The organism is Mesorhizobium sanjuanii (genome assembly GCF_002529485.1).
GTDB classification, from domain to species: domain Bacteria; phylum Pseudomonadota; class Alphaproteobacteria; order Rhizobiales; family Rhizobiaceae; genus Mesorhizobium; species Mesorhizobium sanjuanii.
This window is the reverse complement of record NZ_NWQG01000134.1, coordinates 14,660-35,600: the sequence shown is the minus strand read 5'-3', so window position 1 is coordinate 35,600 and position 20,941 is coordinate 14,660. Positions and strand designations below refer to the sequence as shown.

22 protein-coding genes are annotated in these 20,941 nt (G+C 63.0%); 10 read left to right on the top strand and 12 right to left on the bottom strand.

The features are described from left to right. Positions 1 to 101 precede the first annotated feature (101 nt). The 3 genes from CN311_RS20260 to CN311_RS20250 all read right to left on the bottom strand — a co-directional run bounded on the left by CN311_RS20260 (position 102) and on the right by CN311_RS20250 (position 3,062). Entirely contained in the window at positions 102 to 857 is a 756-nt protein-coding gene (locus CN311_RS20260) for an SDR family NAD(P)-dependent oxidoreductase (RefSeq protein WP_097575495.1), read from the bottom strand. Between the two features lie 71 nt (positions 858 to 928). Continuing rightward, positions 929 to 1,588: a glutathione S-transferase family protein gene (locus CN311_RS20255; protein ID WP_097575502.1), complete on the bottom strand. Its 660-nt coding sequence runs from the start codon at positions 1,586 to 1,588 to the stop codon at positions 929 to 931. A gap of 31 nt (positions 1,589 to 1,619) precedes the next feature. After that, positions 1,620 to 3,062 (bottom strand): patatin-like phospholipase family protein, encoded by a 1,443-nt coding sequence (locus CN311_RS20250; protein ID WP_097575494.1) that lies wholly within the window; start codon positions 3,060 to 3,062, stop codon positions 1,620 to 1,622. Positions 3,063 to 3,236: 174 nt separating this feature from the next. On the opposite strand from CN311_RS20250, the gene CN311_RS20245 reads away from it, so the two are divergent. Then, positions 3,237 to 3,425 (top strand): CsbD family protein, encoded by a 189-nt coding sequence (locus tag CN311_RS20245; protein WP_165779771.1) that lies wholly within the window; start codon positions 3,237 to 3,239, stop codon positions 3,423 to 3,425. 58 nt (positions 3,426 to 3,483) lie between these two features. Here the strand turns inward: CN311_RS20245 and CN311_RS20240 are convergent, their stop codons facing one another. Beyond that, the gene (locus CN311_RS20240; RefSeq protein WP_097575492.1) at positions 3,484 to 4,611 is read right to left on the bottom strand and encodes a metallophosphoesterase; all 1,128 of its coding nucleotides are present in this window, start codon (positions 4,609 to 4,611) and stop codon (positions 3,484 to 3,486) included. 132 nt (positions 4,612 to 4,743) lie between these two features. Here CN311_RS20240 and CN311_RS20235 point away from each other — a divergent pair, with 132 nt between their 5' ends. Next, the gene (locus tag CN311_RS20235; protein ID WP_097575491.1) at positions 4,744 to 5,337 is read left to right on the top strand and encodes a hypothetical protein; all 594 of its coding nucleotides are present in this window, start codon (positions 4,744 to 4,746) and stop codon (positions 5,335 to 5,337) included. A gap of 50 nt (positions 5,338 to 5,387) precedes the next feature. Here the strand turns inward: CN311_RS20235 and CN311_RS20230 are convergent, their stop codons facing one another. Further along, entirely contained in the window at positions 5,388 to 6,008 is a 621-nt protein-coding gene (locus CN311_RS20230) for a TetR/AcrR family transcriptional regulator (RefSeq protein ID WP_165779773.1), read from the bottom strand. Positions 6,009 to 6,155: 147 nt separating this feature from the next. On the opposite strand from CN311_RS20230, the gene CN311_RS20225 reads away from it, so the two are divergent. From CN311_RS20225 to CN311_RS20210, 4 genes are all read left to right on the top strand, one after another. Then, positions 6,156 to 6,917 carry an NIPSNAP family protein gene (locus CN311_RS20225; protein WP_097575501.1) on the top strand — a complete coding sequence of 254 codons (762 nt, stop codon included), beginning with the start codon at positions 6,156 to 6,158 and terminating at the stop codon, positions 6,915 to 6,917. Between the two features lie 114 nt (positions 6,918 to 7,031). Next, positions 7,032 to 8,429: a class II fumarate hydratase gene (fumC, locus tag CN311_RS20220; protein ID WP_097575489.1), complete on the top strand. Its 1,398-nt coding sequence runs from the start codon at positions 7,032 to 7,034 to the stop codon at positions 8,427 to 8,429. A gap of 148 nt (positions 8,430 to 8,577) precedes the next feature. Next, entirely contained in the window at positions 8,578 to 9,000 is a 423-nt protein-coding gene (locus tag CN311_RS20215) for a DoxX family protein (RefSeq protein ID WP_097575500.1), read from the top strand. A 142-nt stretch (positions 9,001 to 9,142) separates the two neighbouring features. Then, complete coding sequence (locus CN311_RS20210; RefSeq protein ID WP_097575499.1) at positions 9,143 to 9,565, top strand: DoxX family protein; 423 nt, start codon at positions 9,143 to 9,145, stop codon at positions 9,563 to 9,565. Positions 9,566 to 9,592: 27 nt separating this feature from the next. On the opposite strand, the gene ppx is transcribed toward CN311_RS20210, so the two are convergent. Next, complete coding sequence (gene ppx, locus CN311_RS20205) at positions 9,593 to 11,128, bottom strand: exopolyphosphatase (protein WP_097575488.1); 1,536 nt, start codon at positions 11,126 to 11,128, stop codon at positions 9,593 to 9,595. Then, positions 11,128 to 13,329 (bottom strand): RNA degradosome polyphosphate kinase, encoded by a 2,202-nt coding sequence (locus CN311_RS20200; protein ID WP_097575487.1) that lies wholly within the window; start codon positions 13,327 to 13,329, stop codon positions 11,128 to 11,130. Before CN311_RS20200 ends, ppx begins: the two co-directional genes overlap by 1 nt. Before the next feature lie 134 nt (positions 13,330 to 13,463). On the opposite strand from CN311_RS20200, the gene CN311_RS20195 reads away from it, so the two are divergent. From CN311_RS20195 to CN311_RS20180, 4 genes are read left to right on the top strand one after another with little or no spacing between them, the layout of a single operon-like run. Further along, a complete protein-coding gene (locus tag CN311_RS20195) occupies positions 13,464 to 13,709 on the top strand; it encodes a zinc-finger domain-containing protein (RefSeq protein WP_097575498.1) in 246 nt (81 codons plus the stop codon). A 16-nt stretch (positions 13,710 to 13,725) separates the two neighbouring features. Next, the gene (locus CN311_RS20190) at positions 13,726 to 15,015 is read left to right on the top strand and encodes an FAD-dependent monooxygenase (RefSeq protein ID WP_097575486.1); all 1,290 of its coding nucleotides are present in this window, start codon (positions 13,726 to 13,728) and stop codon (positions 15,013 to 15,015) included. A 48-nt stretch (positions 15,016 to 15,063) separates the two neighbouring features. Next, positions 15,064 to 15,354, top strand: a complete 291-nt coding sequence (locus tag CN311_RS20185; protein ID WP_208866542.1) for a BrnT family toxin — start codon at positions 15,064 to 15,066, stop codon at positions 15,352 to 15,354. Further along, complete coding sequence (locus CN311_RS20180) at positions 15,332 to 15,655, top strand: BrnA antitoxin family protein (RefSeq protein ID WP_097575484.1); 324 nt, start codon at positions 15,332 to 15,334, stop codon at positions 15,653 to 15,655. Before CN311_RS20185 ends, CN311_RS20180 begins: the two co-directional genes overlap by 23 nt. 42 nt (positions 15,656 to 15,697) lie before the next feature. Here the strand turns inward: CN311_RS20180 and CN311_RS20175 are convergent, their stop codons facing one another. The 5 genes from CN311_RS20175 to CN311_RS20155 all read right to left on the bottom strand — a co-directional run bounded on the left by CN311_RS20175 (position 15,698) and on the right by CN311_RS20155 (position 20,781). Beyond that, positions 15,698 to 16,366: a TIGR02117 family protein gene (locus tag CN311_RS20175; protein ID WP_097575497.1), complete on the bottom strand. Its 669-nt coding sequence runs from the start codon at positions 16,364 to 16,366 to the stop codon at positions 15,698 to 15,700. Between the two features lie 118 nt (positions 16,367 to 16,484). Then, entirely contained in the window at positions 16,485 to 17,288 is an 804-nt protein-coding gene (locus CN311_RS20170) for an amino acid ABC transporter ATP-binding protein (protein ID WP_097575483.1), read from the bottom strand. Between the two features lie 21 nt (positions 17,289 to 17,309). Further along, positions 17,310 to 18,467: an amino acid ABC transporter permease gene (locus tag CN311_RS20165; protein WP_097575482.1), complete on the bottom strand. Its 1,158-nt coding sequence runs from the start codon at positions 18,465 to 18,467 to the stop codon at positions 17,310 to 17,312. A gap of 4 nt (positions 18,468 to 18,471) precedes the next feature. Next, entirely contained in the window at positions 18,472 to 19,659 is a 1,188-nt protein-coding gene (locus CN311_RS20160) for an amino acid ABC transporter permease (protein ID WP_097575481.1), read from the bottom strand. 93 nt (positions 19,660 to 19,752) lie between these two features. Continuing rightward, positions 19,753 to 20,781, bottom strand: a complete 1,029-nt coding sequence (locus tag CN311_RS20155; RefSeq protein WP_097575480.1) for an amino acid ABC transporter substrate-binding protein — start codon at positions 20,779 to 20,781, stop codon at positions 19,753 to 19,755. Positions 20,782 to 20,941 lie beyond the last annotated feature (160 nt).

Genomic DNA, 20,941 nt, shown 5'->3' with positions numbered 1-20,941 from the left:
TTCATGAGAGCAATCGAAGGAAATGCTAACGGCAAAAGACGCCCCCCGCGCGATAGAAGGCGCGAGGGGCGTTTTTCTTTGCGCAGGCACCTCAGATGAAATCAGCGTTCCTGGTCGGTCGGCCTGATGACGATCTCATTGACGTTGACACGCGGATGCTGGCTTACCGCATAGAGGATGGCGGCCGCTATATCCTCGGCGGTCAGCGCCTCCATGGTGGCGAGCCGCTTGCCCAAATCGGCCTTGAACGCTGCATTGGTGATGTGATCGCCAAGCTCGGTGCGCACCAGGCCGGGTTCGATGACGGTGACGCGCACCTTGTCGGCATAGACCTCGCGGCGCAGCGATTCGGAAAAGCCGACGACGCCGAACTTGGTCGCGGCATAGCCGCTGGCGCCGGGATTGGCGACGCGGCCGGCGACCGATGAGACATTGACGATATGGCCTTTGGCGGCCTTGAGATGCGGAAGTGCCGCCTTGGTGACGCCCATCAGCGCCAGCAGGTTGAGTTCGACCATGCGGCGCCAGTCGTCGAGCACTGCCTCGGCTGCCGGCGACAGAAGCATGATACCGGCATTGTTGACGAGGATGTCGAGCTGGCCCCAATCGGAAACGACCTTATCGACCATCGCGGTGACGTCGCCGGCGCTGGTGACGTCGGCCTCGATGCGAAGGGCCGTGCCGCCAGCCTTTTGGATGCGTGTGGCCAGCGCTTCGAGGCGATCGGCCCGGCGGGCGGCAACCGCCACCTTTGCCCCGGCGGCGGCGAGTGTGGCGGCCGTTGCCTCGCCGATGCCCGACGATGCGCCGGTGACGAGGGCGACCTTGCCGGCAAGTGGGGAATTAGCAGATGTCATAAGAAGAAATCTCCAAGTGCCCGGCCCGCCCCTTCAGATAGGTCGCGAACGGCATTCTTGGAGTCCTGTCATCAGTCCTGTTCGTGCGGCCCCGGTTCCGGCCAGGTCTCCCTGGCAGCCTCCGCATACCAGTGCCGCATTGCCGGGGTTGAAAGCACGGCGTCGACATAGGCCCTGATATCGGGCGCCAGTTCGCCGCCATAGGTGTCGAAGCGGGTGACGATGGGCGCATACATGGCATCGGCCGCGGTGAAATGACCGAACAGGAACGGCCCGCCCTTGCCGTATCCCGCCCGGCATTGCCGCCACAAGCTCTCAATGCGCGCCCGCTGCGCCTCACCATCGGCGTCGAGCGCCTTGTAGGCTTTCGGTCTTCGCAGGTTCATCGGCCAGCCATAGCGAACCTCGCGAAAGCCGGAATGCATCTCTGTCGCCACTGAGCGCGCCAATGCGCGCGCCTCGATATCGGCCGGCCAAAGCTTCTTCTCGGGATAGAGGTCGGCAAGGTATTCAAGGATGGCAAGGGTTTCCCAGACGATTCTGCCATTATGATTCAGCACCGGCACCAGCCCGGTCGGCGATATCTTGGCAAGGTTGGCAGCAGTTTCAGGCGTGCGCAGGCGCACGAGCTTTTCCTCGAACGGGATCTCCAGATGCTTCATCGCCACCCATGGCCTGAGCGACCAGGACGAAAAGCATTTGTTGCCGATGAAGAGCGTGAATTCAGCCAAGATGGTTCTCTCCTTGTTGAGCGTGGTGGGCTCAATTTTCCTGTGCCGCAGCGATTTGTGCTCCTGGTGCGACTCCGGCGCGGGCACGGATGGCGGCGACCGCCTTGGCGATATCCGCATTGACCAGCAGTGCCTTGCGGCCAGCCTCGATGGCGAGGTCGACCTGCTCCACCGGCAGTCTCAGCCTGGTTGGAATGGCGTTCAGCTTGACCTGCATTGCCTGATCCATATCGGCAAAGGACAGATGCTGGACCACGAGCCGGACATCGCGACAATTCCAGCCGGCGGCCGAACCGCGATAAGCAGACACGGTCGAGGCAGGCAAGCCGCAGCGGTAGCGCACGAGTTCGCCCTTCCATTGCGAGACGGCCAGCGTCAGCGCATCGAATTCGTCGCGCACCGAGGCGGCGAGCGTGGTGCTGGTCGTGACGTCGAGCAGTTCGCTGGCCTTTGGCCCGTGCAGCGACTTTGCCCAGCTCCGGTCGCTGCCGCTGCCGGCATCGGCGACGATGAAGATCAGCGTCGTCAGCCGCACGGCGGCCGATGGCGAGAGCGGTCCGTAAGGCGTGCCGGCGGCGTAGCGTTCGAGCGCGAAGCCGGTGACGCCGATATTGTCGGTCAGGCCACCGTCCAGCAGCTTCACATAGTCGTGCGGGCCGGCATTCTGGTAGGCATCGAGCGCGGCGGCGTAAGCCTTCAACCTCAGCGGGGCGTTGTGGTCGGCAAGCGCCCGGCTCAGCCATTGCGGCCTGTGATAGCCGCAATCCGGGCTGGTGGCGGCGACGACGATCGGCGCGAAGACGATCGGCACGGCGGCCGAGGCCGCCACCGCATCGGCAAGCCGCACCGTGTCGAGGTCGCTGCACAGAGCCGCGAAGGTGTCGTAGGTGAACAGGAACGGCGTGCGGTTGTAGATGTCGGAAGCATTGATCCACACGATAGGACCGGCGGGCCGGCGGAAAGCGTCGAATGTCGCGCCGTCGAAGAGATGGTCGTTCAGCCATTTGGCGAAGCCGCTGCGGTCGTTGACGCCGCCATAGTAGGCGCGCACGAGATTGACCGGCGAAATCCTTTTCCGGAGGTCGGCTTCGGCGTCCTGGATCAGGAACCGCTCGCGAAAGTCGCGGTAACCATCCTTGCCCTTGTAGCCGAAATAGGCAGCGGCCACCGCGCCGCCGGACGCGCCGGAGATCATCCTGACATCGTCGACCAAGGTGCGCCTGCGCGGCCGTTCGTCGATGACGATGTCGTCCAGCGCCCGCAAGACGCCGTAGGAGAAGGCCGCGGCCCTTGTACCACCGCCAGAGAAGGCGAGGCCTACCACGGTCGAGCCGTCGTCGCCCGGATCGGGAATGTAGGCCGGCGACGGCTGGCCGGCCTGGGGAGTGAAGACGTTGATCGGGCCGACATCGTCGGCGACGCAGCCGGCCAGAAGCACCGAGGCCACAACGGCACAGACAAGGTGAAAACGCATCGAACTCCCCCGACCTGTCCCTCACACGCAGCCGGGCAGAACCTAGCCGCATTGCCGCGCCCGGCGCAACCAGTCGCTCAAGAGATTACAGGGAACCGAATTCAGGTTGCAAAGCATGGAACCGAAGTCGCAGCGGCCCGTTCTGCCTCCCGCGGACTAAACAAACCACAGGAGATGCGGACAATGGTGAACAAGGATCAGGTGGCGGGCGTTGCCAAGCAGGTCAAAGGCTCGGTCAAGCAAGCCGCCGGCAAGGCCACGGGCGACCGGAAGACCGAGGCCGAGGGCGCTGCCGACAAGATCGCCGGCAAGGTGCAAAAGACGTATGGCGACGTGAAGGACAAGGTGAAGAAGGCGCTCTGATCGGCCATTTGCGCTACCAAGGCGACGAGGAAGGTGGCTTCGGCCGCCTTTTTTGTTTCTAGAACTCCTTGGAGAAAGCATTGGTGAAAGCGACTTCGCCATGGTCGCCGGTTGCCTCGCCCAGCGCCACATCCATGCTGTCATTGGTCACCCGCGCCAGCGCAAAGCCGCCCATATAGGCGGCTTTCGGCTTGAACAGATCGACCCCGTCGCTGCGATAGATCATCGGCACCTCATGCTGGTGGCCGTGAAAGATGGCGATGACATTGTAGCCCTTCAGCGTTGCCAGGAGCGCCTGCCGGTCCGCCTCGCTCCACCAGTGCGGCGCGCCGGCGCCGTCATCGTCAAAGGTCCGTTTGGCTGGATCCCACCGCTCAATGGAGAACGTATCCCAGCCATAGTGCTGGAACAGGATGACGGGACGGCCGTCGCCGGCATAGGTCGCCAGATCCTGCCTCAGCCATGGCAGGCTGGAGACCGCGCCATGGCCGGTGTCGCCGGCGAAGCGGTGCGTCTGGATGAGATGCAGGCCACCCCAGTCCCAGGAATAACAGTCGGTATCGACATCGTACTCGGTCGCCGGCACCGGCGGCTTGAAGAACACGCCCGGGCGGTGGTTGACCTCGACATAGTCGCGCAACTCGCGCCGGTACCAGTCGACATGAGGCGGCGGCCCGTTCTGGTCGAGATCATGGTTGCCGAGCCCGACATAGACCGGCATGTGCACGCGATCCGGGCCGACACCTTGCTGGTAGCGCTGGCTGAACTGGAGAAGCTGCGTGCCCTCGCTAGGCTCGGTGATCTGGCCGCCGCCATCGTCGGTCATGTCGCCGCCGACGACGAGGCCGAGCGGCGTGGCGATACGGCTGCCGGCCGAGCGCAAGCCGGTGGCGACACCGCCGATTTCGGCGGGCCATTGCTTGTCGCCGATGCCGTTCAGAGCCGCGACACTGCGCAGCAAGGCAGCGTCGGTCTTGCCTTCCTGCTGGCAATTCGGGCTCAAGCCGCTGGCCATGCGGCAGGCATGGACATCGGCGATGAACAGAAAGGTGGCGTCGATGGGCTGAATGCGCTGCCCGGTCTGACTGAGCGCCGGGCGCGCAAAGGCGCCTGCCGCAGCAAACCCCGCCGCTTGCGCAAGGAAGTTGCGGCGGGAAACCAATTTCGACGAGCGGCAATTCTTCATGCACTGAAATTCGCATGACCAGCGCCCGGCCGTCCAGTCTCGCACCGAATTCCCCGGCCATCGACAGCGCGGCGTCAGTCTGGCATTCCTTTGCGACTAACGCCCAAGTTGTGAAGGAAAGAGGAGGCCCTCATGAGAGTTGCCGCCATCGGCATTGCACTTGTCATCCTGGCCACGGCGGGCGCCTCGCACGGCGCCGAATGCATAGACGCCAAGGCCGCGAAGGCCGGTTTCGTCCTTTCGAAAGCGGGCATAAGCAGCGAGTTTCGGCCTGCGGCGGGCGGAATGATGCATGTCGCCAACACATATGAGTCCGCCTCGCCGCAGACGCAGTTCCTGTTCGGCGGCCTGATCGAGGTGTTTCGCGACAGCAACACGGGTCAGCTTGCGATGATCCCGTTTTCCGATCTCAGAAAGCTGTTTCCGCTCAAGGCGGGGGCGAAAAGCAAGACGATTTTCGTCCGTCTGGCGCCAAACAAGCAACCGAAAGGCACGGAGACGCTTGAGCTCGCCGTCAAAGGCAAGGAAACGTTCAGCCTGGGTACCTGCAAATACAATGTGCTGGCCGTCAAGGAGACGATCAAGAACCAGGCCGGCGAAACGCTGGATGAATTCACCGCGCTCTACGCGCCCGACCTGAAGGCTGTTCTCGCCAAACGCTATGACGAGGGCACGAATTCTGAAAGCGTGGTTGGCTATGAGGTGATCAAGCCGTTGGCGGAGTAGGCGGCGACTCGAATACTGGAGACGCTGGCAGGACAGCTGTCCCGCCGGCATCAAAGGGTTCCGGGTCTCAGCAGCACTCTGCGACGTCGCTTCGCCCCGCCCCTGGAGGCTGGGGAGGCTCCCTGCTCCAGCGCGTTCAGGCAATCGCGCAGCACGCCGGCGTCCTGCGCCGTCTTGGCCATCGCCATGGCGCCGGAATAGACAGCGACAGCCAGCGCCGCGAAGTGCTCGGGATCGATGCCCCCGTCCCCGCCTGCTTGCCGGTCGGCCCTGGCCTTGTCGGCGATCGCCTGGCGCCATGCCGAAAAGATGCCGGCAAGGGCCATGCGGAATTCCGGATCGGCCAGAGACAATTCATGCGCCAGATTGTTGAGCGGGCAGCCGCGCACGAAACCCTGGCTCTCAAGCTCCGCCGCCACGGCCTCGAACACCATGCGCACGCCCTCGCGGGCCGAGCCCGCCAACTGCACCGGCGCGATCCAGGTTTCCTCGACAGCGGACGCTACCCGCTCCTCGATCACCGCCAGCGCGAGCGCCTTCTTGGTCGGGAAATGGTGATGCAACGCGCCGCCGGTGACGCCCGCCGCCGCCATCAGGTCGCCGATGCTGGAGGCGTGATAGCCGCGCGCCTGGAAGGATTCTTCCGCCACGTCGAGCACGCGTTTGCGCATGCCTTCGGGATCGTTGGTGCGCTTCCGGGACCGCGTTGTTGTGGGAGAGTCGTTCACTGCTGACATTTCCTAGAAATAGCAGATTGACAAAACAGGACAACCGGTCTGTTTTAAAACAGGATGATCATCCTGTTTTGGAGTCGAGCGATGAACCTGCCCCTGAATGCGCCGCCGAAATCCGGCCTCAACGCCTCGCCTGTGGTCGAACTCAGGCAATATGTGCTGAAGCCCGGCCAGCGCGAGACGCTGATCGGCATCTTCGACGGCAGGCTGATCGAAGGCCAGGAAGCGGCCGGGATGACCATCATCGGCCAGTTCCGCGATCTCGACCGCCCTGACATGTTCGTCTGGCTGCGCGGCTTCGACGGCATGGCCGCGCGGAAGGACGCGCTGACCGGCTTTTATGGAGGACCGGTATGGGCAGCTTGGCGCGACGCCGCCAATGCGACGATGATCTCGTCCGACGACGTGCTGCTGCTGAAACCGGCATGGCAAGATGCTGGCTTCGACCTGTCGGGTTCGCGGCGCTTCCTCGAACCTGAAAACCCAAGTGATGACAGCCGCTTGAAGCGTATTGTTGTCATCCGGATTCATCATTTGCGACCGGGCGCCGAGGCTGGTTTCGCCAAAAACTTCGAAACGAAAGCCGTTCCGGTGCTCAAAACGCTCGGTGCAAAGCTACTCGGTGCCTTCATCAGCGAGCATGCCGAGAACAGTTTTCCGCGACTGCCGGTGCGGGAAGGCGAAAACGTCTTCATCAGCGTCAGCGGTTTCGACAGCACCGAGGCGCAGGGCCGCCATGAAGCCGCCTTGGCCGCCTCGCCCGAATGGCAGGCGCTACAATCGGCCCTGGCAAGGCCGATCGAGACATTGCGGCTGTCGCCGACCGCGCAATCGCTGCTCGGCTGAAGTTCATACGCTGCACCTTCAACCGATTTGCATCCTTGCCGTCCGCAATCTCCGCTTGAAGCCTTTTGTGCAACGCGATACGCCGTTGCCGAATTCGACAGACCGGAGAGACAAGTGAGCGCGCCAAAGACCAGAACCGAAACCGATACATTCGGTCCCATCGAGGTCGCCGCCGACCGCTACTGGGGCGCGCAGGCGCAGCGTTCGCTTGGCAATTTCAAGATCGGCTGGGAAAAGCAGCCGATCTCGATCGTGCGTGCGCTCGGCATCGTCAAGCGCGCGGCGGCGGAAGCCAATATGGACCTGAAGCGGCTCGATCCGGCGATCGGCAAGGTCATCATCGAAGCCTCACAGGAGGTCATCGACGGAAAGCTCAACGACCATTTCCCGCTGGTCGTCTGGCAGACCGGCTCGGGCACGCAGTCCAACATGAACGCCAATGAGGTGATCTCCAATCGGGCGATCGAGATGCTTGGCGGCGTCATGGGGTCGAAAAAGCCGGTGCACCCCAACGACCATGTCAATATGAGCCAGTCGTCGAACGACACCTATCCGACGGCCATGCATATCGCCTGCGCCGAGCGCATAGTGCATGATCTCCTGCCGGCGCTGAAGCATCTGCACAAGGCGCTTGAAGCCAAGACCAAGGCCTTCGCCCACATCATCAAGATCGGCCGCACCCATACCCAGGATGCCACTCCCCTCACCCTTGGCCAGGAATTCTCCGGCTATGCCGCGCAAGTCGCCTCGTCGATCAAACGCATCGAGTTGACGCTGCCCGGCCTGCAGGAACTGGCGCAAGGCGGCACAGCCGTCGGCACCGGCCTCAACGCGCCGGTCGGCTTCGCCGAGAGAGTGGCGGATCGCATCGCCGCCATCACCGGCATCGCTTTCGTCACCGCCCCGAACAAGTTCGAGGCGCTGGCGGCGCATGATTCCATGGTGTTCTCGCATGGCGCCATCAACGCCTGCGCCGGCGCGCTGTTCAAGATCGCCAACGACATCCGTCTGCTCGGCTCCGGCCCGCGCTCCGGCCTCGGCGAACTGTCGCTGCCGGAAAACGAGCCCGGCTCCTCGATCATGCCGGGCAAGGTCAACCCGACCCAGTGCGAGGCGTTGACGCAGGTCTGCATCCAGGTGTTCGGCAACAATGCCGCAGTGACCTTCGCCGGCAGCCAGGGCCATTTCGAGCTCAACGTCTACAATCCGCTGATGGCTTATAATTTCCTGCAATCGGTGCAGCTTCTGGCCGACGCCTCGATCTCGTTCACCGACAATTGCGTTGTCGGCATCGAGGCGCGGGAGGACAACATCAAGGCCGCGCTCGACCGCTCTCTGATGCTGGTGACCGCGCTGGCGCCGACCATCGGCTACGACAACGCCGCCAAGATCGCCAAGACCGCGCACAAGAACGGCACCACGCTACGCGAGGAGGCCTTGGCGACCGGACTGGTCAGCGAAGCCGACTACGACCGGCTGGTGCGGCCGGAAGATATGACTCATCCGGGGTAAGAGGGCGGTCTGAAAGACACGGCTAATCACAAGCGGTCCAATCACGATAGCTTTACCGCGGTGAACGATCTGTCGCCGCCTAGGCATCTTTGGTGAACAGTGACCTTCCTCTATCTGAATGGGCATCAATCCCATTCGGAGACCCGCCATGTCCACCAACACTTCCGTCGCCGGTACCGGCACCGCTTCAAGCGCTTCGACCACGATCCTGCTCGGCCGCATCCTGCTGTCCGTCATTTTCCTGCTTTCCGGTTTCGGTAAGCTCACCGCGATTGCCGGCACCGCTGGCTATTTCGGCAGCCTCGGCCTGCCGCTGCCTACCGTAACCGCCATTGTCGTCGGCCTGATCGAGCTGCTCGGCGGCCTTGCCATCCTGGTCGGCTTCCAGACGCGAATCACAGCCTGGGTGCTCGCCATCTTCACCATCGCCACGGGCCTGGTTGCCCATACCGGCTGGGCCGATCAGATGCAGATGATCAGCTTCATGAAGAACCTGGCGATTGCCGGCGGCTTCCTCGTACTGGCTTCCTCGGGCGCCGGCGCGCTCTCGGTCGACGCCAGGCGCGGCTGAAGCAGACCGGAGACTGTCTACGAAAAAGGGGCGCGGAATTTTCCGCGCCCCTTTTTCGTTATCCGTGCATGCGTGCCGACCAGCGATGTCTGCTAGACTGGTACCGGAACAGGCCAACCGGCCGCCGTCAACGGAGGTGACCATGCCCCGTAATGTGCTGCTTCTCGTGTCCCGGCTGCTGCTCGCCGCGCTGTTTTTCCCGTCCGGTTTCCACGCGCTCGCCGACATAGCCGGCACCTCAGGCTATTTTGCCGGGCTTGGCCTGCCGCTGCCAACGCTTGTGGCCTGGGCAACGGGACTGTTCGAGCTGATCGCCGGGCTCGCTATCCTCGTCGGTTTCAAGACGCCGATCGTGGCGCTGCTGCTCGCCGCCTTTTGCGTTGCCGCCGGCTTTATCGGCCATTACGGCCAGGGCGGCGGCGATCCGACGCTGACCTTCCTGCATTCACAGATGCTGATGAAGGACATCGCCATCGCTGGCGGTTTTCTGGCGCTGGCAGTGGTTGGCGCCGGGGCATACTCGCTCGACGGTCGAGCGTTTGGAGTCGGCGCCGACGTCACCTGACCGGAACGGCTGCTTCACCGACTCGGCCTACTTCACCGACACGCTGGGCCCACCCTCGACCGCCAGCACGAGCCGGCGGTTGGCGACCCTCGCCAGTTGCGCCAGCCGGCCGGCCGGCCGCTCGCCGTAGAGATCGGCGAGCGGCGCCGGCAGCACCAGCGCCAGCGTCCCGTTTGGGCGGCTTTCCCATTTCAGCCGCGGCATGACGCCAGGCATCGCCGCGGTCAGCAGGTAGACGACGCGCATCGTGGCGGCCAGCACACGGGCGCGCTCGAGGTAGCGCGGGCTCGCCAGCGCCTTGATTTCCTGCGCGATCGTTTCGTTGAAGATACCGTCGTGGCGGTAGGCATTGGTCAGCGCGAGGAAGGCGCGTCCGGGATGGTCGACGCCGATGAAGGAGGCGTGAGCGATGATGTTGAGCGACTGCCTGCCGCGATATTCGGGATGAGCGCGCCAGCCGATGTCGGCAAGCAGGCAAGCCGCCTGCCGGTAGCGCGTCTCGTTCTCTGTCTCGTCCAGCCCGAAGGCGGCAAAGGTCTTGCCCGTCCATTCGACCAGCTCATGCGCATGGGTGACCGAGCGCGAACGGAGCCGGGCGAGTTCCTCCGAGGCGGAAATCAGCGGATCGGCCTTCTGCTCGGTCTCGTTGAGCAGCGAATAGAGAAAGCCTTCGCGCACGCCCAACGCCGAAACGATGATCCTGGACGGCTGCATCGCCGCCATGATCTCCTGCAGCACGATGGCGCCATAAGGCAGCAGCGAGCGGCGGTTCTTTGAGACGCCCTCAATGCCCTTCACCTTCTCGATCTCGCCCTTGGCCACCTGCTTGAGGAAGTTGGCGGCGCTGTCGATGGCGATCTCGTAGTGGTGCATGACGGCCAGCGGATAGTTGGTCATTTCCATGTGCAGCCGGGCGAGGTTTCGCCAGGTGCCGCCAACCGCATAGAATGGCCGGCCTTGTCCGCCTTTCAGCAATTTCGCCTTGGCGAGTTCGTCGCGCGCGATCTTTGCCGCCTGAGACAGCGAATTCCTGGCCATGTCCTGCAAGCGCAGGCCGCCCAGCGGCAGCGTGATGCCGTCGCCGATCGCCTCGCCTTCGACGTCGACCAGTTCGAGGCTGCCGCCGCCAAGGTCGCCGGCAATGCCGTCGGCCGGATGGAAGCCGGAAATGACGCCAAGCGCCGAATAATGGGCCTCCTGGCGCCCGGTCAGCACCTGAACCTCGGTCTTGAGCACGTCTTCGGCGCGGTGGATGAAGTCGGGACCGTTGACCGCCTCGCGGGCGGCGGCGGTCGCCAGCACATACATGCGCTCGGCGCCGGCCTGTTCGGAGAGCGCGCGGAACCGCCGGAACTCCTCCATCGAGCGGCTCACGCCCTCGGGGTCGAGCTTTCCGGTCGACACGATGCCGCGGCCAAGACCTGCAAGCATCTTTTCGTTGAACAAGGTGGTCGGCGAACGCGCCAGCCCCTCATAGACGACAAGGCGGATCGAGTTCGATCCGATGTCGATGATGGACAGCGGTCGGCGGTCTTGAAGCCGGCCCTGGGACGTTGAAATCATCAGCCGGTCGCTGCGCCGTTTTTCTTGCGGCGCTTGAACTGAGCGATGCGCTTGGGCGCGTGCGACTTCAGCGCATCGCCCCGTCCGGAAAGGCTCGGATTGGTCATGAAATATTCCTGCGCGTTGAACGGTTCCTCGCCCTCCTCCAGCACGACGCGCCGGGAGGTCCCGTCAGCCAATACGTCGAAACTTTGCTGGTTGTCCATGATGTTGCCCAGCATGATCTGGCCAAGAACCTGCTCATGCACAGTTGGATTGGTGATCGGCACCATGGTCTCGACGCGGCGGTCGAGATTGCGCGGCATCAGGTCGGCCGACGAGATGTAGACGATCGCGCCGTCCGACGGCAGGCCATGACCGTTGCCGAAGCAATAGATGCGGCTGTGCTCAAGGAAACGGCCGACGATCGACTTGACCCTGATGTTCTCCGACAGGCCCGGCACCTGCGGCCTGAGGCAGCAGATGCCGCGCACGACGAGGTCGATCTCGACGCCGGCGCGGCTGGCATCATAAAGCGCGTCGATGATGATCGGATCGACGAGCGAATTCATCTTCATCCAGATGCGCGCCGGTCGGCCACCGAGGGCATGGCCGACCTCGTCCGAAATGTGCTTGAGGATGCGGCTGCGCAACGTGAAGGGCGAGATCGCCAGACGCATCTCCTCGGCGGGCTCGGCGTAGCCGGTGATGAAATTGAACAGCTGGGCGACATCGCGGGCGATCGTCGGATCAGTGGTGAAAAAGGACAGGTCGGTGTAGATGCGCGCGGTGACCGGATGGTAGTTGCCGGTGCCCAGATGCACGTAGTTGCGCAACCTGCCGTCCTCGCGCCGGACCACCAGCGACATCTTGGCGTGGGTCTTCAGTTCGAGGAAGCCGAACACGACCTGGACGCCGGCGCGCTCGAGGTCGCGTGCCCAGCGGATGTTGGCCTCCTCGTCGAAGCGAGCCTTGAGCTCGACCAGCGCCGTCACCGACTTGCCGGCCTCGGCCGCGTCGACCAGAGCGCGCACGATCGGGCTGTCGTTGGAGGTGCGGTAGAGCGTCTGCTTGATCGCCACCACTTCCGGGTCGGCCATCGCCTGGCGCAGGAACTGCACGACCACGTCGAAGGATTCATACGGGTGGTGAACGATGATGTCCTTTTCGCGGATGGCGGCGAAACAGTCGCCGCCATGCTCGCGGATGCGCTCGGGGAAGCGTGGATTGTAGGGCCTGAACTTGAGGTCGTCGCGGGGAACGGCAACGATCTCGGAAATCTGGTTGAGCGCCAGCGGCCCGGTGAGCACGCTGATGCGGCTCGACGAGACGCCAAGCTCACCAGCGACGAAGTCGCGCAGCTCCGCCGGCATCAGCATGTCGAACTCGATGCGGATGACCGAGCCGCGGCGACGGCGCTTCAGCGCCGTCTCGAACAGCCGCACGAGATCCTCTGACTCCTCCTCAACCTCGATGTCGCTGTCACGGATGATGCGGAACGTGCCGGAACCCTTGACCTCGTAGCCGGGGAACAGCTTGCCTATATAGAGGCCAACCGCCTCTTCGAGCGGGATGAAGCGGACATGCTGCTTGCGGTCCGGCAGGCGGATGAAGCGCTTCAGCGCCACCGGCAGGCGCAGGAGCGCGCTCATCTCCTCACCATTCTTGCGATGGCGCAATTGCAGCGCCATCGAGAAGCCGAGATTGGGAATGAACGGGAATGGATGCGCCGGATCGATCGACAGCGGGGTCAGCACCGGAAAGACCTGTTCCTGGAAATGGTCCTCCAGCCAGGTCTTTTCATCCTTGGTCAGCGCGTCGCGGGTGATGCTCTCGATGCCCTCCTTGTTGAGCAGAAGCATCAGCGCCGAGAGGCTCTTCTGCTGGTCCTCCTGCAGGCGCTCGACCTCGCGCAGCAACTGTTCGAGCTGCTGCTCGGGCGTGCGGCCGTCCGGGCTCTTCAGCGCGATCCCTTCGCGCACCTGGCCGGCGAGGCCGGCGACGCGAACCATGAAGAACTCGTCCAGATTGGCGGCCGATATCGACAGGAAGCGGACACGCTCGAGCAGCGGATGATTGACGTTCAGCGATTCCTCGAGAACACGCCGGTTGAACTGCAGCCAGGAAAACTCGCGGTTGACGAAACGGTCCGGATTGCCGCCTTCGGGGCTTGCCGTCTCGACGTTGATGAATTCGTTCTGGACCGGCTTCAGTTCGTTCATGGTTCCTGTTCTTTCCACCCGCTTGCCGGCTTAACTTATCCTCTGACAGGCTTTTGCGACAGTTTCATTTCATCGATCTTGCAAAGAGACCGGTTATGATCCAGATGCAATTGCACGATATGAAGGAGACGACGATGGCAGGCGGTTCCATTCCCCATTTCCAGAACGATGCGGGCCATCCGGCGATCGACATCGGTGTCAGGGAATTCATGTGCACCGGCGCCAATCCGCCTTTCGACCATCCACATGTGTACCTCGACATGGGTGACGACAATGAGAAAGTCTGTCCTTATTGCTCGACGCTCTACCGCTATTCGCCGAAGCTGAAGGCGACGGAAACGCAGCCTGCGGGATGCCTGTATATCGACCAGGCCGCCTGAAGCGCCTGCCACACAAATGGACGACACGCGGTCCCGGCAGGTCCTCATCGCCGGAGCCGGCATTGCCGGGCTGACCGCGGCACTGGCATTTTCCGAGCGCTTCTATCTGGTGCGGCTGTTCGAACAAGCAGAGCAGCTCGAGGCGGCCGGCGCCGGTATCCAGCTTTCGCCCAATGCGACGCGCATCCTTCGCCAGCTCGACGTGCTCGACCGGCTGTTGCCGACGGCGGTGCGGCCGGAGGCGGTCGTGCTCAGGGATGCCGCCACCTTGCGCGAGCTGGCGCGGGTGCCGCTCGGCGAGGCCGCCGAAAAGCGCTGGGGTGCTCCCTATCTCGTTGCTCACCGCGCCGATCTGCAGAGCGCGCTGATGGAGCGCCTGGCCGAACGGCCCGACATCAGCCTTGTCACCGGCGCGCGCGTCTGCAGCGTCGCCGCAAGTCCCCCTCGTGTCACGGCGACGGCCGTGGCTGCCGGCACGACAATCGAAGCCGGCGGCTTTCTGTTGATCGGCGCCGATGGTGTCTGGTCGAAGATCCGCGACCTTAGCGCTTCGGCCAGCAATGGATGGGCCAGGAATGGATCGGCGAGGAACGGGACTTCCGCCCGAAACGCCTCAAGCCGGTTTTCGGGCGAGCTTGCCTGGCGCGCCACCGTTCGAGCCGACAGTGTTGCCGGAGAAGCCTTTGCCGCGGTGGGCGCGGTCAATTGCGTGACCACCTTCCTGCATCCCGGCTTTCACCTTGTCGCCTATCCCGTCAGCCATGGCAGGGCATTCAACCTGGTTGCCTTCACAGCAGGTGAGAAAATCGCCGAGGGCTGGTCCGGCCGTGCCGACCCGGAGATTCTCGCCGGTGCCATGCGCGGCACGGCGGCAGCGCTGGTCCGGCTTGCCGAGGAGGCCGGCCCATGGACTGCGTGGCCTGTGCATACCGTCGACCAGCGCCCGCCCTGGACGACACCCGCTGGGATCGCGCTGATCGGCGACGCGGCGCATGCAATGACACCGTTTGCGGCGCAGGGCGCGGCGATGGCGATAGAGGATGCCGCGACCCTTGCCGGTCTTGTCGCCGCCTCGCCCGCCGATCCCGCAGCCGCGCTTGCAGCCTGGGAAAAGATGCGGCGGCCGCGCGTCGCCAGGGTCGCCCGGCGCGGCGCGCTCAACCGTCTCGCCTGGCACGCTTCGGGCCCGGTGGCGGTCGCCCGCAACATGGTTCTGAGACTGCGCTCGCCGGAAAAGCTCGCGGCGGATCTCGACTGGCTCTATGGGTGGCAGCCGCCTGACCAGCCCACACCAGCAAAACCTTGACGTAGTGCCATTTTGTAGTTACATTTTTGCAGTTACATTAGGCATAGATTGCGATTTGAATGGGATGCCGAAAAAGCAGCATCTAACTTGCGCAAACATGGCGTGAGTTTCGAGGTCGCCACCGGCGTTTTCCTCGACCCCTTTGCATTGACGATCCAAGACCGAGTGGAGGAAGGCGAATATCGCTGGCAGACCATTGGCGTCGTCGACGGAACATTCGTGCTGTTGATTGCGCATGCTGACCGGGAGGAAGACGGGATCGACGTGATCCGCATCATTTCAGCGCGGCAAGCCACACCCAAGGAGAGACGAAGCTATGGGCAAAATCGTCCGACATGAAATCGACCCGGCGAATCCGCCGGCGTTGACAGAGGCCCAGAAAGCCGAGATCGCTGCTCTAAAGGCGCGACCGGAGAGCAGCATCGATACGAGCGATATCCCTGAGCTGACCGAAGATTTCTGGCAGAGCGCTGTCCGAAATCCCTATTTCAAACCGATCAAGCAGCAACTGACCCTTCGTCTCGATGCCGATCTCGTTGCCTGGTTCAAGAGACGCGAACCGGATGGCCGCGGCTACCAAAGCGCGATCAACAAGGCACTTCGCGAATATGTGGCGAAACAGCAGCGCAAGACCGGCTGACCAAGACCCGCCTACAAGGAGTGGTGGCGATAGCTTCAGCCATCAATTGTAAAGCCGCATCGACAGGCCAAGCGAGGCCGGCAGCGGGTTCCACCAGCCTGTGCGCAGGCCGGCGGTGCGCAATGCCGCCGCCGTCCAAGTGTTGCAGCCGACCAGTGCGTTAAAACGGCCGTTCGCCTCGTAGAAGCGGTCGAAACCGGAATAGGCGGCATTCTCGACCACGATCGGGCCGTTTGGCCCTTGCTGGAAACTCGCCGCGATGAAGTCGAGCAGTGCTGTAAAATGTTCCTCGCCGACATCGAAGCCAGCGACATCGGGATGCGGTTCGGCGATGTCGCCGGCGATGTCGACATGCATCACCGAAGCGTCCGACGTCAGCGCCTTCATCACCGGCACGGCCTTCAGTTCCGACCAGGTCGGCGTCTCCAGATAGAAGGCGCGGCCGCCCCAGCCGAAGACGATGTAACGGACCTCCGCCGCGTCGGCCGGAATGCCGGCATCGACCAGGAAGCGGAAGCGCTGGCGTACGCCGTCGTCGACAGGAATGGCGATGTCGGTGTGGATCGGGTTCTTCAACACAAGGATGTGCCGCGCAGTGGCGGGATTGGCGACGGCCGCTTGCAATAGCGGGCGCGGCACCAGCGCGCCCAGTGTCACGGCGAGCGCGATTGCCACTGCCAGTATGCCGAGAAAACGCCCGAGCTTTTTCACCGGGCACGGCATTGCGATCTGGCCGCGACGCAAGGAAATGCGATCGCCGGCAGGCCATCGGGACGAAAAAGAGCCCGACCGGGTTGCGGCCGGGCTCTTTCGATTTGCATGAGACCGATCAGTGCAGGATCTGCGACAGGAAGAGTTTCGTGCGCTCGTGGCGTGGATGGTCGAAGAACTCGGCCGGCGTGTTCTGCTCGACGATCTGGCCCTGATCCATGAAGATCACCCGGTTGGCGACCTTGCGGGCAAAGCCCATCTCGTGGGTGACGCAGAGCATGGTCATGCCCTCTTCGGCCAGCCCGACCATGGTCTCCAGCACTTCCTTGATCATTTCCGGATCGAGCGCCGAGGTTGGCTCATCGAACAGCATGATGCGCGGGTTCATGCACAGCGAGCGGGCGATGGCGACGCGCTGCTGCTGGCCGCCGGAAAGCTGTCCCGGATATTTGTTGGCCTGTTCCGGGATCTTGACGCGCTTGAGGAAATGCATGGCGATTTCCTCGGCCTGTTTCTTCGGCGTCTTGCGCACCCAGATCGGCGCCAGCGTGCAGTTCTCCAGGATGGTCAGATGCGGGAACAGGTTGAAGTGCTGGAACACCATGCCGACCTCGCGGCGCACCTCGTCGATCTTCTTCAGATCGTTGGTGAGTTCCTTGCCGTCGACGACGATCTTGCCCTTCTGGTGCTCCTCCAGCCGGTTGATGCAGCGAATCATGGTCGATTTGCCGGAGCCGGACGGGCCGCAGATGACGATGCGCTCGCCGCGCATCACCTTCAGATTGATGTCCTTCAGCACATGGAATTCGCCATACCATTTGTGCATGGCGATGATGTCGATGGCGACATCGGTGTCGGAGATGTGCATCTTCTTGGCATCGACCTTGATTTCTTCCGCGCTGACGGCGTTTTCGGTGGCCATGGCAGATTCCCCTTTTTGTTCTTAGCGTTTGTGGCCGGTGTCGAGCCGGCGTTCCGTGTACATTGAATAGCGCGACATGCCGAAGCAGAACAGCCAGAAGACGAACGCGGCGAACACCAGGCCTGACCTGGCCGTCTGCGGCGTTGCCCAGTTGGCGTCGGAGAAGTTCTGTTTGACGATGCCGAGCAGGTCGAAGATCGAGATGATGAGGACCAGGCTGGTGTCCTTGAACATGCCGATGAAGGTATTGACGATGCCCGGAATGACCAGCTTCAGCGCCTGCGGCAGCACGATCAGGCCCATCTTCTGCCAATAGCCAAGGCCGAGCGAATCAGCGCCCTCATACTGGCCCTTCGGGATTGCCTGCAAGCCGCCGCGGATCACCTCGGCCATATAGGCGGCGGCAAATAGCGACACGCCGATCAGCGCCCTGAGGAACTTGTCGAAGGTGACGCCAGCCGGCAGGAACAGCGGAAGCATGACGCTGGCCATGAACAGAACGGTGATCAGCGGGATGCCGCGCACCGTCTCGATGAAGATGATGCACAGCATCTTGACGATCGGCATCTTCGAGCGCCGGCCAAGCGCCAGCACGATGCCAACCGGCAGCGACACGGCAATGCCGACGAAAGACAGGGTGAGCGTCACCAGGAGCCCGCCCCACCGCGATGTCTCGACATGCGGCAGGCCGAACATGCCGCCGACCAAAAGGACGAAGGATACAATCGGCAGCACCAGGAACAGCAGGATGGCGTTCAACCCCTTGCCGGGAATGCGAGGGATCAGTATCGGCACCAGCAGCGCCACGAACAGGATGGCGACCACGATCGGCCGCCAGCGTTCCTCGATAGGATAGGTGCCGAACATGAATTGACCGAACTTGGCGTTAACAAAGGCCCAGCAGGCGCCGGACCAGCCGTCCGGCTGGATGCCGCCCTGCGCCACCGTGGCGCAGACGGTGCGGTCCGCCCCCGTCCACTGGGCGTTGATGAAGGCCCAGTTGATCATTTGCGGCAGGATCATCGCGACCAATGCGATGCCGATGATGGTCAGGATGGCGTCGCCGGCCGAACCGATCAGGTTCGTGCGCACCCAGGCTCCCATACCGCGCACGCTAGCCGGCGCCGGCTGTGCCAAGGCCATTTCGGTGCGCACCCAGGACATGTCGTGTTCCTGCATGGCCTTACCTCTCCACCAGTGCCATCCGGGCGTTGACCACATTCATGATCGCCGAGGTCACCAGGCTAAGTACGAGATAGACGGCCATCATGATCAGCACGCCCTCGACCGCCTGGCCGGTCTGGTTCAGAACCGTCCCGGCGGTCGCGGTAAGATCCGGGTAGCCGATGGCGATGGCGAGCGACGAGTTCTTGGTCAGGTTGAGATATTGGCTGGTCAGCGGCGGAATGACGATGCGCATGGCTTGCGGAATGACGACAAGCCGCAGGATCGATCCCGATCGCAGCCCGAGTGCCGCGGCCGCCTCGGTCTGGCCCTTGCTGACGCCCCTGATGCCGGCGCGCACGATCTCGGCGATGAAGGCGGCGGTGTAGAAGGATAGCGCCAGGTAAAGCGACAGAAACTCGGGGCTGACCTGGAAGCCACCGGTCAGGTTGAAGGTCGATTGCTTTGGATAATCAAAGCTCAAGGGGAAGCCGCTCAGCGCATAGGCAAGCAGCGGCAGACCGACGATCAGCGCGGCGGACGTCCAGAACACCGGGAATTGCTGGCCGGTCGCCATCTGCCGCTGATGCGCCTTGCGGGCGACAAACCACGCCATGGCTATGCCGACAAGCAAGGCAACGAAGATCAGCCAGGAGCCGTCGCCCCACATGGCGCGCGGAAAGTAGAAGCCGCGCTGGTTGAGGAAGGAGCCGAACGGCAAATGGATGCTCTCGCGCGGCGGCGGCAGCACCGCAAGGACGCCGGAATACCAGAAGAAGATGACCAGCAGCGGCGGAATGTTGCGGAACACCTCGACATAGACCGTGCAGATCTTCCTGATCAGCCAGTTATGCGAAAGCCGGCCGATGCCGATGATAAAGCCGATGATGGTCGCGGTGATGATGCCGACGACGGCAACGATCACGGTGTTGATAAAGCCGACCAGAATGGCGCGGCCATAGGTCGAATCCGACGAATAGGCGATTGCGCTCTCACTGATGTCAAAGCCGGCGCGGCCCTTGAGGAAACCGAAGCCGGAAGCGATATGCAGGCGCGTCAAATTGACAATGACGTTATGGGCAATCCACCAGACCAGCGCCACCACCGCGATGATGACCAAGGCCTGGAAGAAGAGACCGCGAACCCTCGGATCGTTGATGAAGGAACCGCGGCTTGGCTCCTCGCGAAGAATTTCCTGCGATGCCATTCGACCATCCTTCTGGCGACCACCCTCCTGGCGCCCATCCCCTGGAAAGAGAAAACGGGAGGCAGAGGACCTGCCTCCCGGTTCACATTTCGGTCAGCGGATCGGCGCGCCGTATTGCAGGCCGCCCTTGGTCCACAGCGCGTTGATGCCGCGCGCGATCTTCAGCGGGCTGCCCGAACCGACATTGCGATCGAAAATTTCGCCGTAGTTCCCGACGGCCTTGACGATGTTGACTACCCAGTCGTTGGAGACGCCGAGATCGGTGCCGATCTTGGTTTCGGCTTCCTGGCCGAGCACGCGCTTGATCTCGGGATTGTCCGAGGCCTTCATCTCCTCGACATTGGCCTTGGTGATGCCGAGTTCCTCGGCGTCGAGCAGCGCGAAATAGGTCCACTTGACGATGTGGTACCACTGGTCGTCGCCCTGGCGCACGGCTGGTCCGAGCGGCTCCTTGGAGATGATTTCGGGCAGCACGACGTGGTCGGCGGGCGCGGCAAGCGTCAGGCGGATGCCGTAGAGGCCCGACTGGTCGGTGGTGTAGACGTCGCAGCGGCCCGCGTCATAGGCGGCGTTGACCTCTTCCAGCTTTTCGAAGACGACCGGGTTGTACTCCATCTTGTTCGACTTGAAATAGTCGGCAAGGTTGAGCTCGGTGGTGGTGCCGCTCTGCACGCAAACCGCCGCTCCCGAAAGCTGGAGCGCGGAATTGACGCCCGGCAGTTTCTTGGCGTTGATCATGAAGCCCTGGCCGTCATAGTAGGTGACGCCGATGAAGTTCAGGCCAAGTGCCGTATCGCGGTTGATGGTCCAGGTGGTGTTGCGCGACAGGATGTCGATTTCGCCGGATTGCAACGCGGTGAAGCGCTCCTTGGCGCTGAGCGGCGTGAACTTGACCTTGGAGCCGTCACCGAAGACGGCGGCCGCGACCGCGCGGCAGAAATCCGCGTCGATGCCTTGCCAGTCACCCTTGTCGTCCGGCGCCGAGAAGCCGGCCAGACCGGTCGAGACACCGCATTGGATGAAGCCCTTCGCCTTGACATCGTCGAGCGTGCTCGCCGATGCGGCCGAAGCCATCACTCCAAGCGTGGCGGCGCCGAGAATGCCGATTGCAATGTGTTTCATGACCCACAGACCCTTTTCTGTTTTCAGGCAAAGCCCGATCTTTTCCCGTGTGAACGCAGTTCCGGTTCCGGCCCATTTCCGAAACCCCGCATCGTAACCGACGCGCTGCCTCCCATTCACAGACTGCATCGAAGGCGATTATTCCTGTGAGGTCAAGGAA

Excerpts from the sequence above, each read along its gene's own strand:
- CN311_RS20200 (WP_097575487.1), bottom strand. The coding sequence starts at position 13,329 with ATGAACGAACTGAAGCCGGTCCAGAACGAATTCATCAACGTCGAGACG.
- CN311_RS20170 (WP_097575483.1), bottom strand. The coding sequence starts at position 17,288 with ATGGCCACCGAAAACGCCGTCAGCGCGGAAGAAATCAAGGTCGATGCC.
- CN311_RS20155 (WP_097575480.1), bottom strand. The coding sequence starts at position 20,781 with ATGAAACACATTGCAATCGGCATTCTCGGCGCCGCCACGCTTGGAGTG.
- CN311_RS20210 (WP_097575499.1), top strand. The coding sequence starts at position 9,143 with ATGCCCCGTAATGTGCTGCTTCTCGTGTCCCGGCTGCTGCTCGCCGCG.
- CN311_RS20215 (WP_097575500.1), top strand. The coding sequence starts at position 8,578 with ATGTCCACCAACACTTCCGTCGCCGGTACCGGCACCGCTTCAAGCGCT.
- CN311_RS20250 (WP_097575494.1), bottom strand. The coding sequence starts at position 3,062 with ATGCGTTTTCACCTTGTCTGTGCCGTTGTGGCCTCGGTGCTTCTGGCC.
- CN311_RS20225 (WP_097575501.1), top strand. The coding sequence starts at position 6,156 with ATGAACCTGCCCCTGAATGCGCCGCCGAAATCCGGCCTCAACGCCTCG.
- ppx (WP_097575488.1), bottom strand. The coding sequence starts at position 11,128 with ATGATTTCAACGTCCCAGGGCCGGCTTCAAGACCGCCGACCGCTGTCC.
- CN311_RS20235 (WP_097575491.1), top strand. The coding sequence starts at position 4,744 with ATGAGAGTTGCCGCCATCGGCATTGCACTTGTCATCCTGGCCACGGCG.
- CN311_RS20260 (WP_097575495.1), bottom strand. The coding sequence starts at position 857 with ATGACATCTGCTAATTCCCCACTTGCCGGCAAGGTCGCCCTCGTCACC.
- CN311_RS20245 (WP_165779771.1), top strand. The coding sequence starts at position 3,237 with ATGCGGACAATGGTGAACAAGGATCAGGTGGCGGGCGTTGCCAAGCAG.
- CN311_RS20190 (WP_097575486.1), top strand. The coding sequence starts at position 13,726 with ATGGACGACACGCGGTCCCGGCAGGTCCTCATCGCCGGAGCCGGCATT.
- CN311_RS20195 (WP_097575498.1), top strand. The coding sequence starts at position 13,464 with ATGGCAGGCGGTTCCATTCCCCATTTCCAGAACGATGCGGGCCATCCG.
- CN311_RS20180 (WP_097575484.1), top strand. The coding sequence starts at position 15,332 with ATGGGCAAAATCGTCCGACATGAAATCGACCCGGCGAATCCGCCGGCG.
- CN311_RS20165 (WP_097575482.1), bottom strand. The coding sequence starts at position 18,467 with ATGCAGGAACACGACATGTCCTGGGTGCGCACCGAAATGGCCTTGGCA.
- CN311_RS20160 (WP_097575481.1), bottom strand. The coding sequence starts at position 19,659 with ATGGCATCGCAGGAAATTCTTCGCGAGGAGCCAAGCCGCGGTTCCTTC.
- CN311_RS20240 (WP_097575492.1), bottom strand. The coding sequence starts at position 4,611 with ATGAAGAATTGCCGCTCGTCGAAATTGGTTTCCCGCCGCAACTTCCTT.
- CN311_RS20230 (WP_165779773.1), bottom strand. The coding sequence starts at position 6,008 with ATGCGCAAACGCGTGCTCGACGTGGCGGAAGAATCCTTCCAGGCGCGC.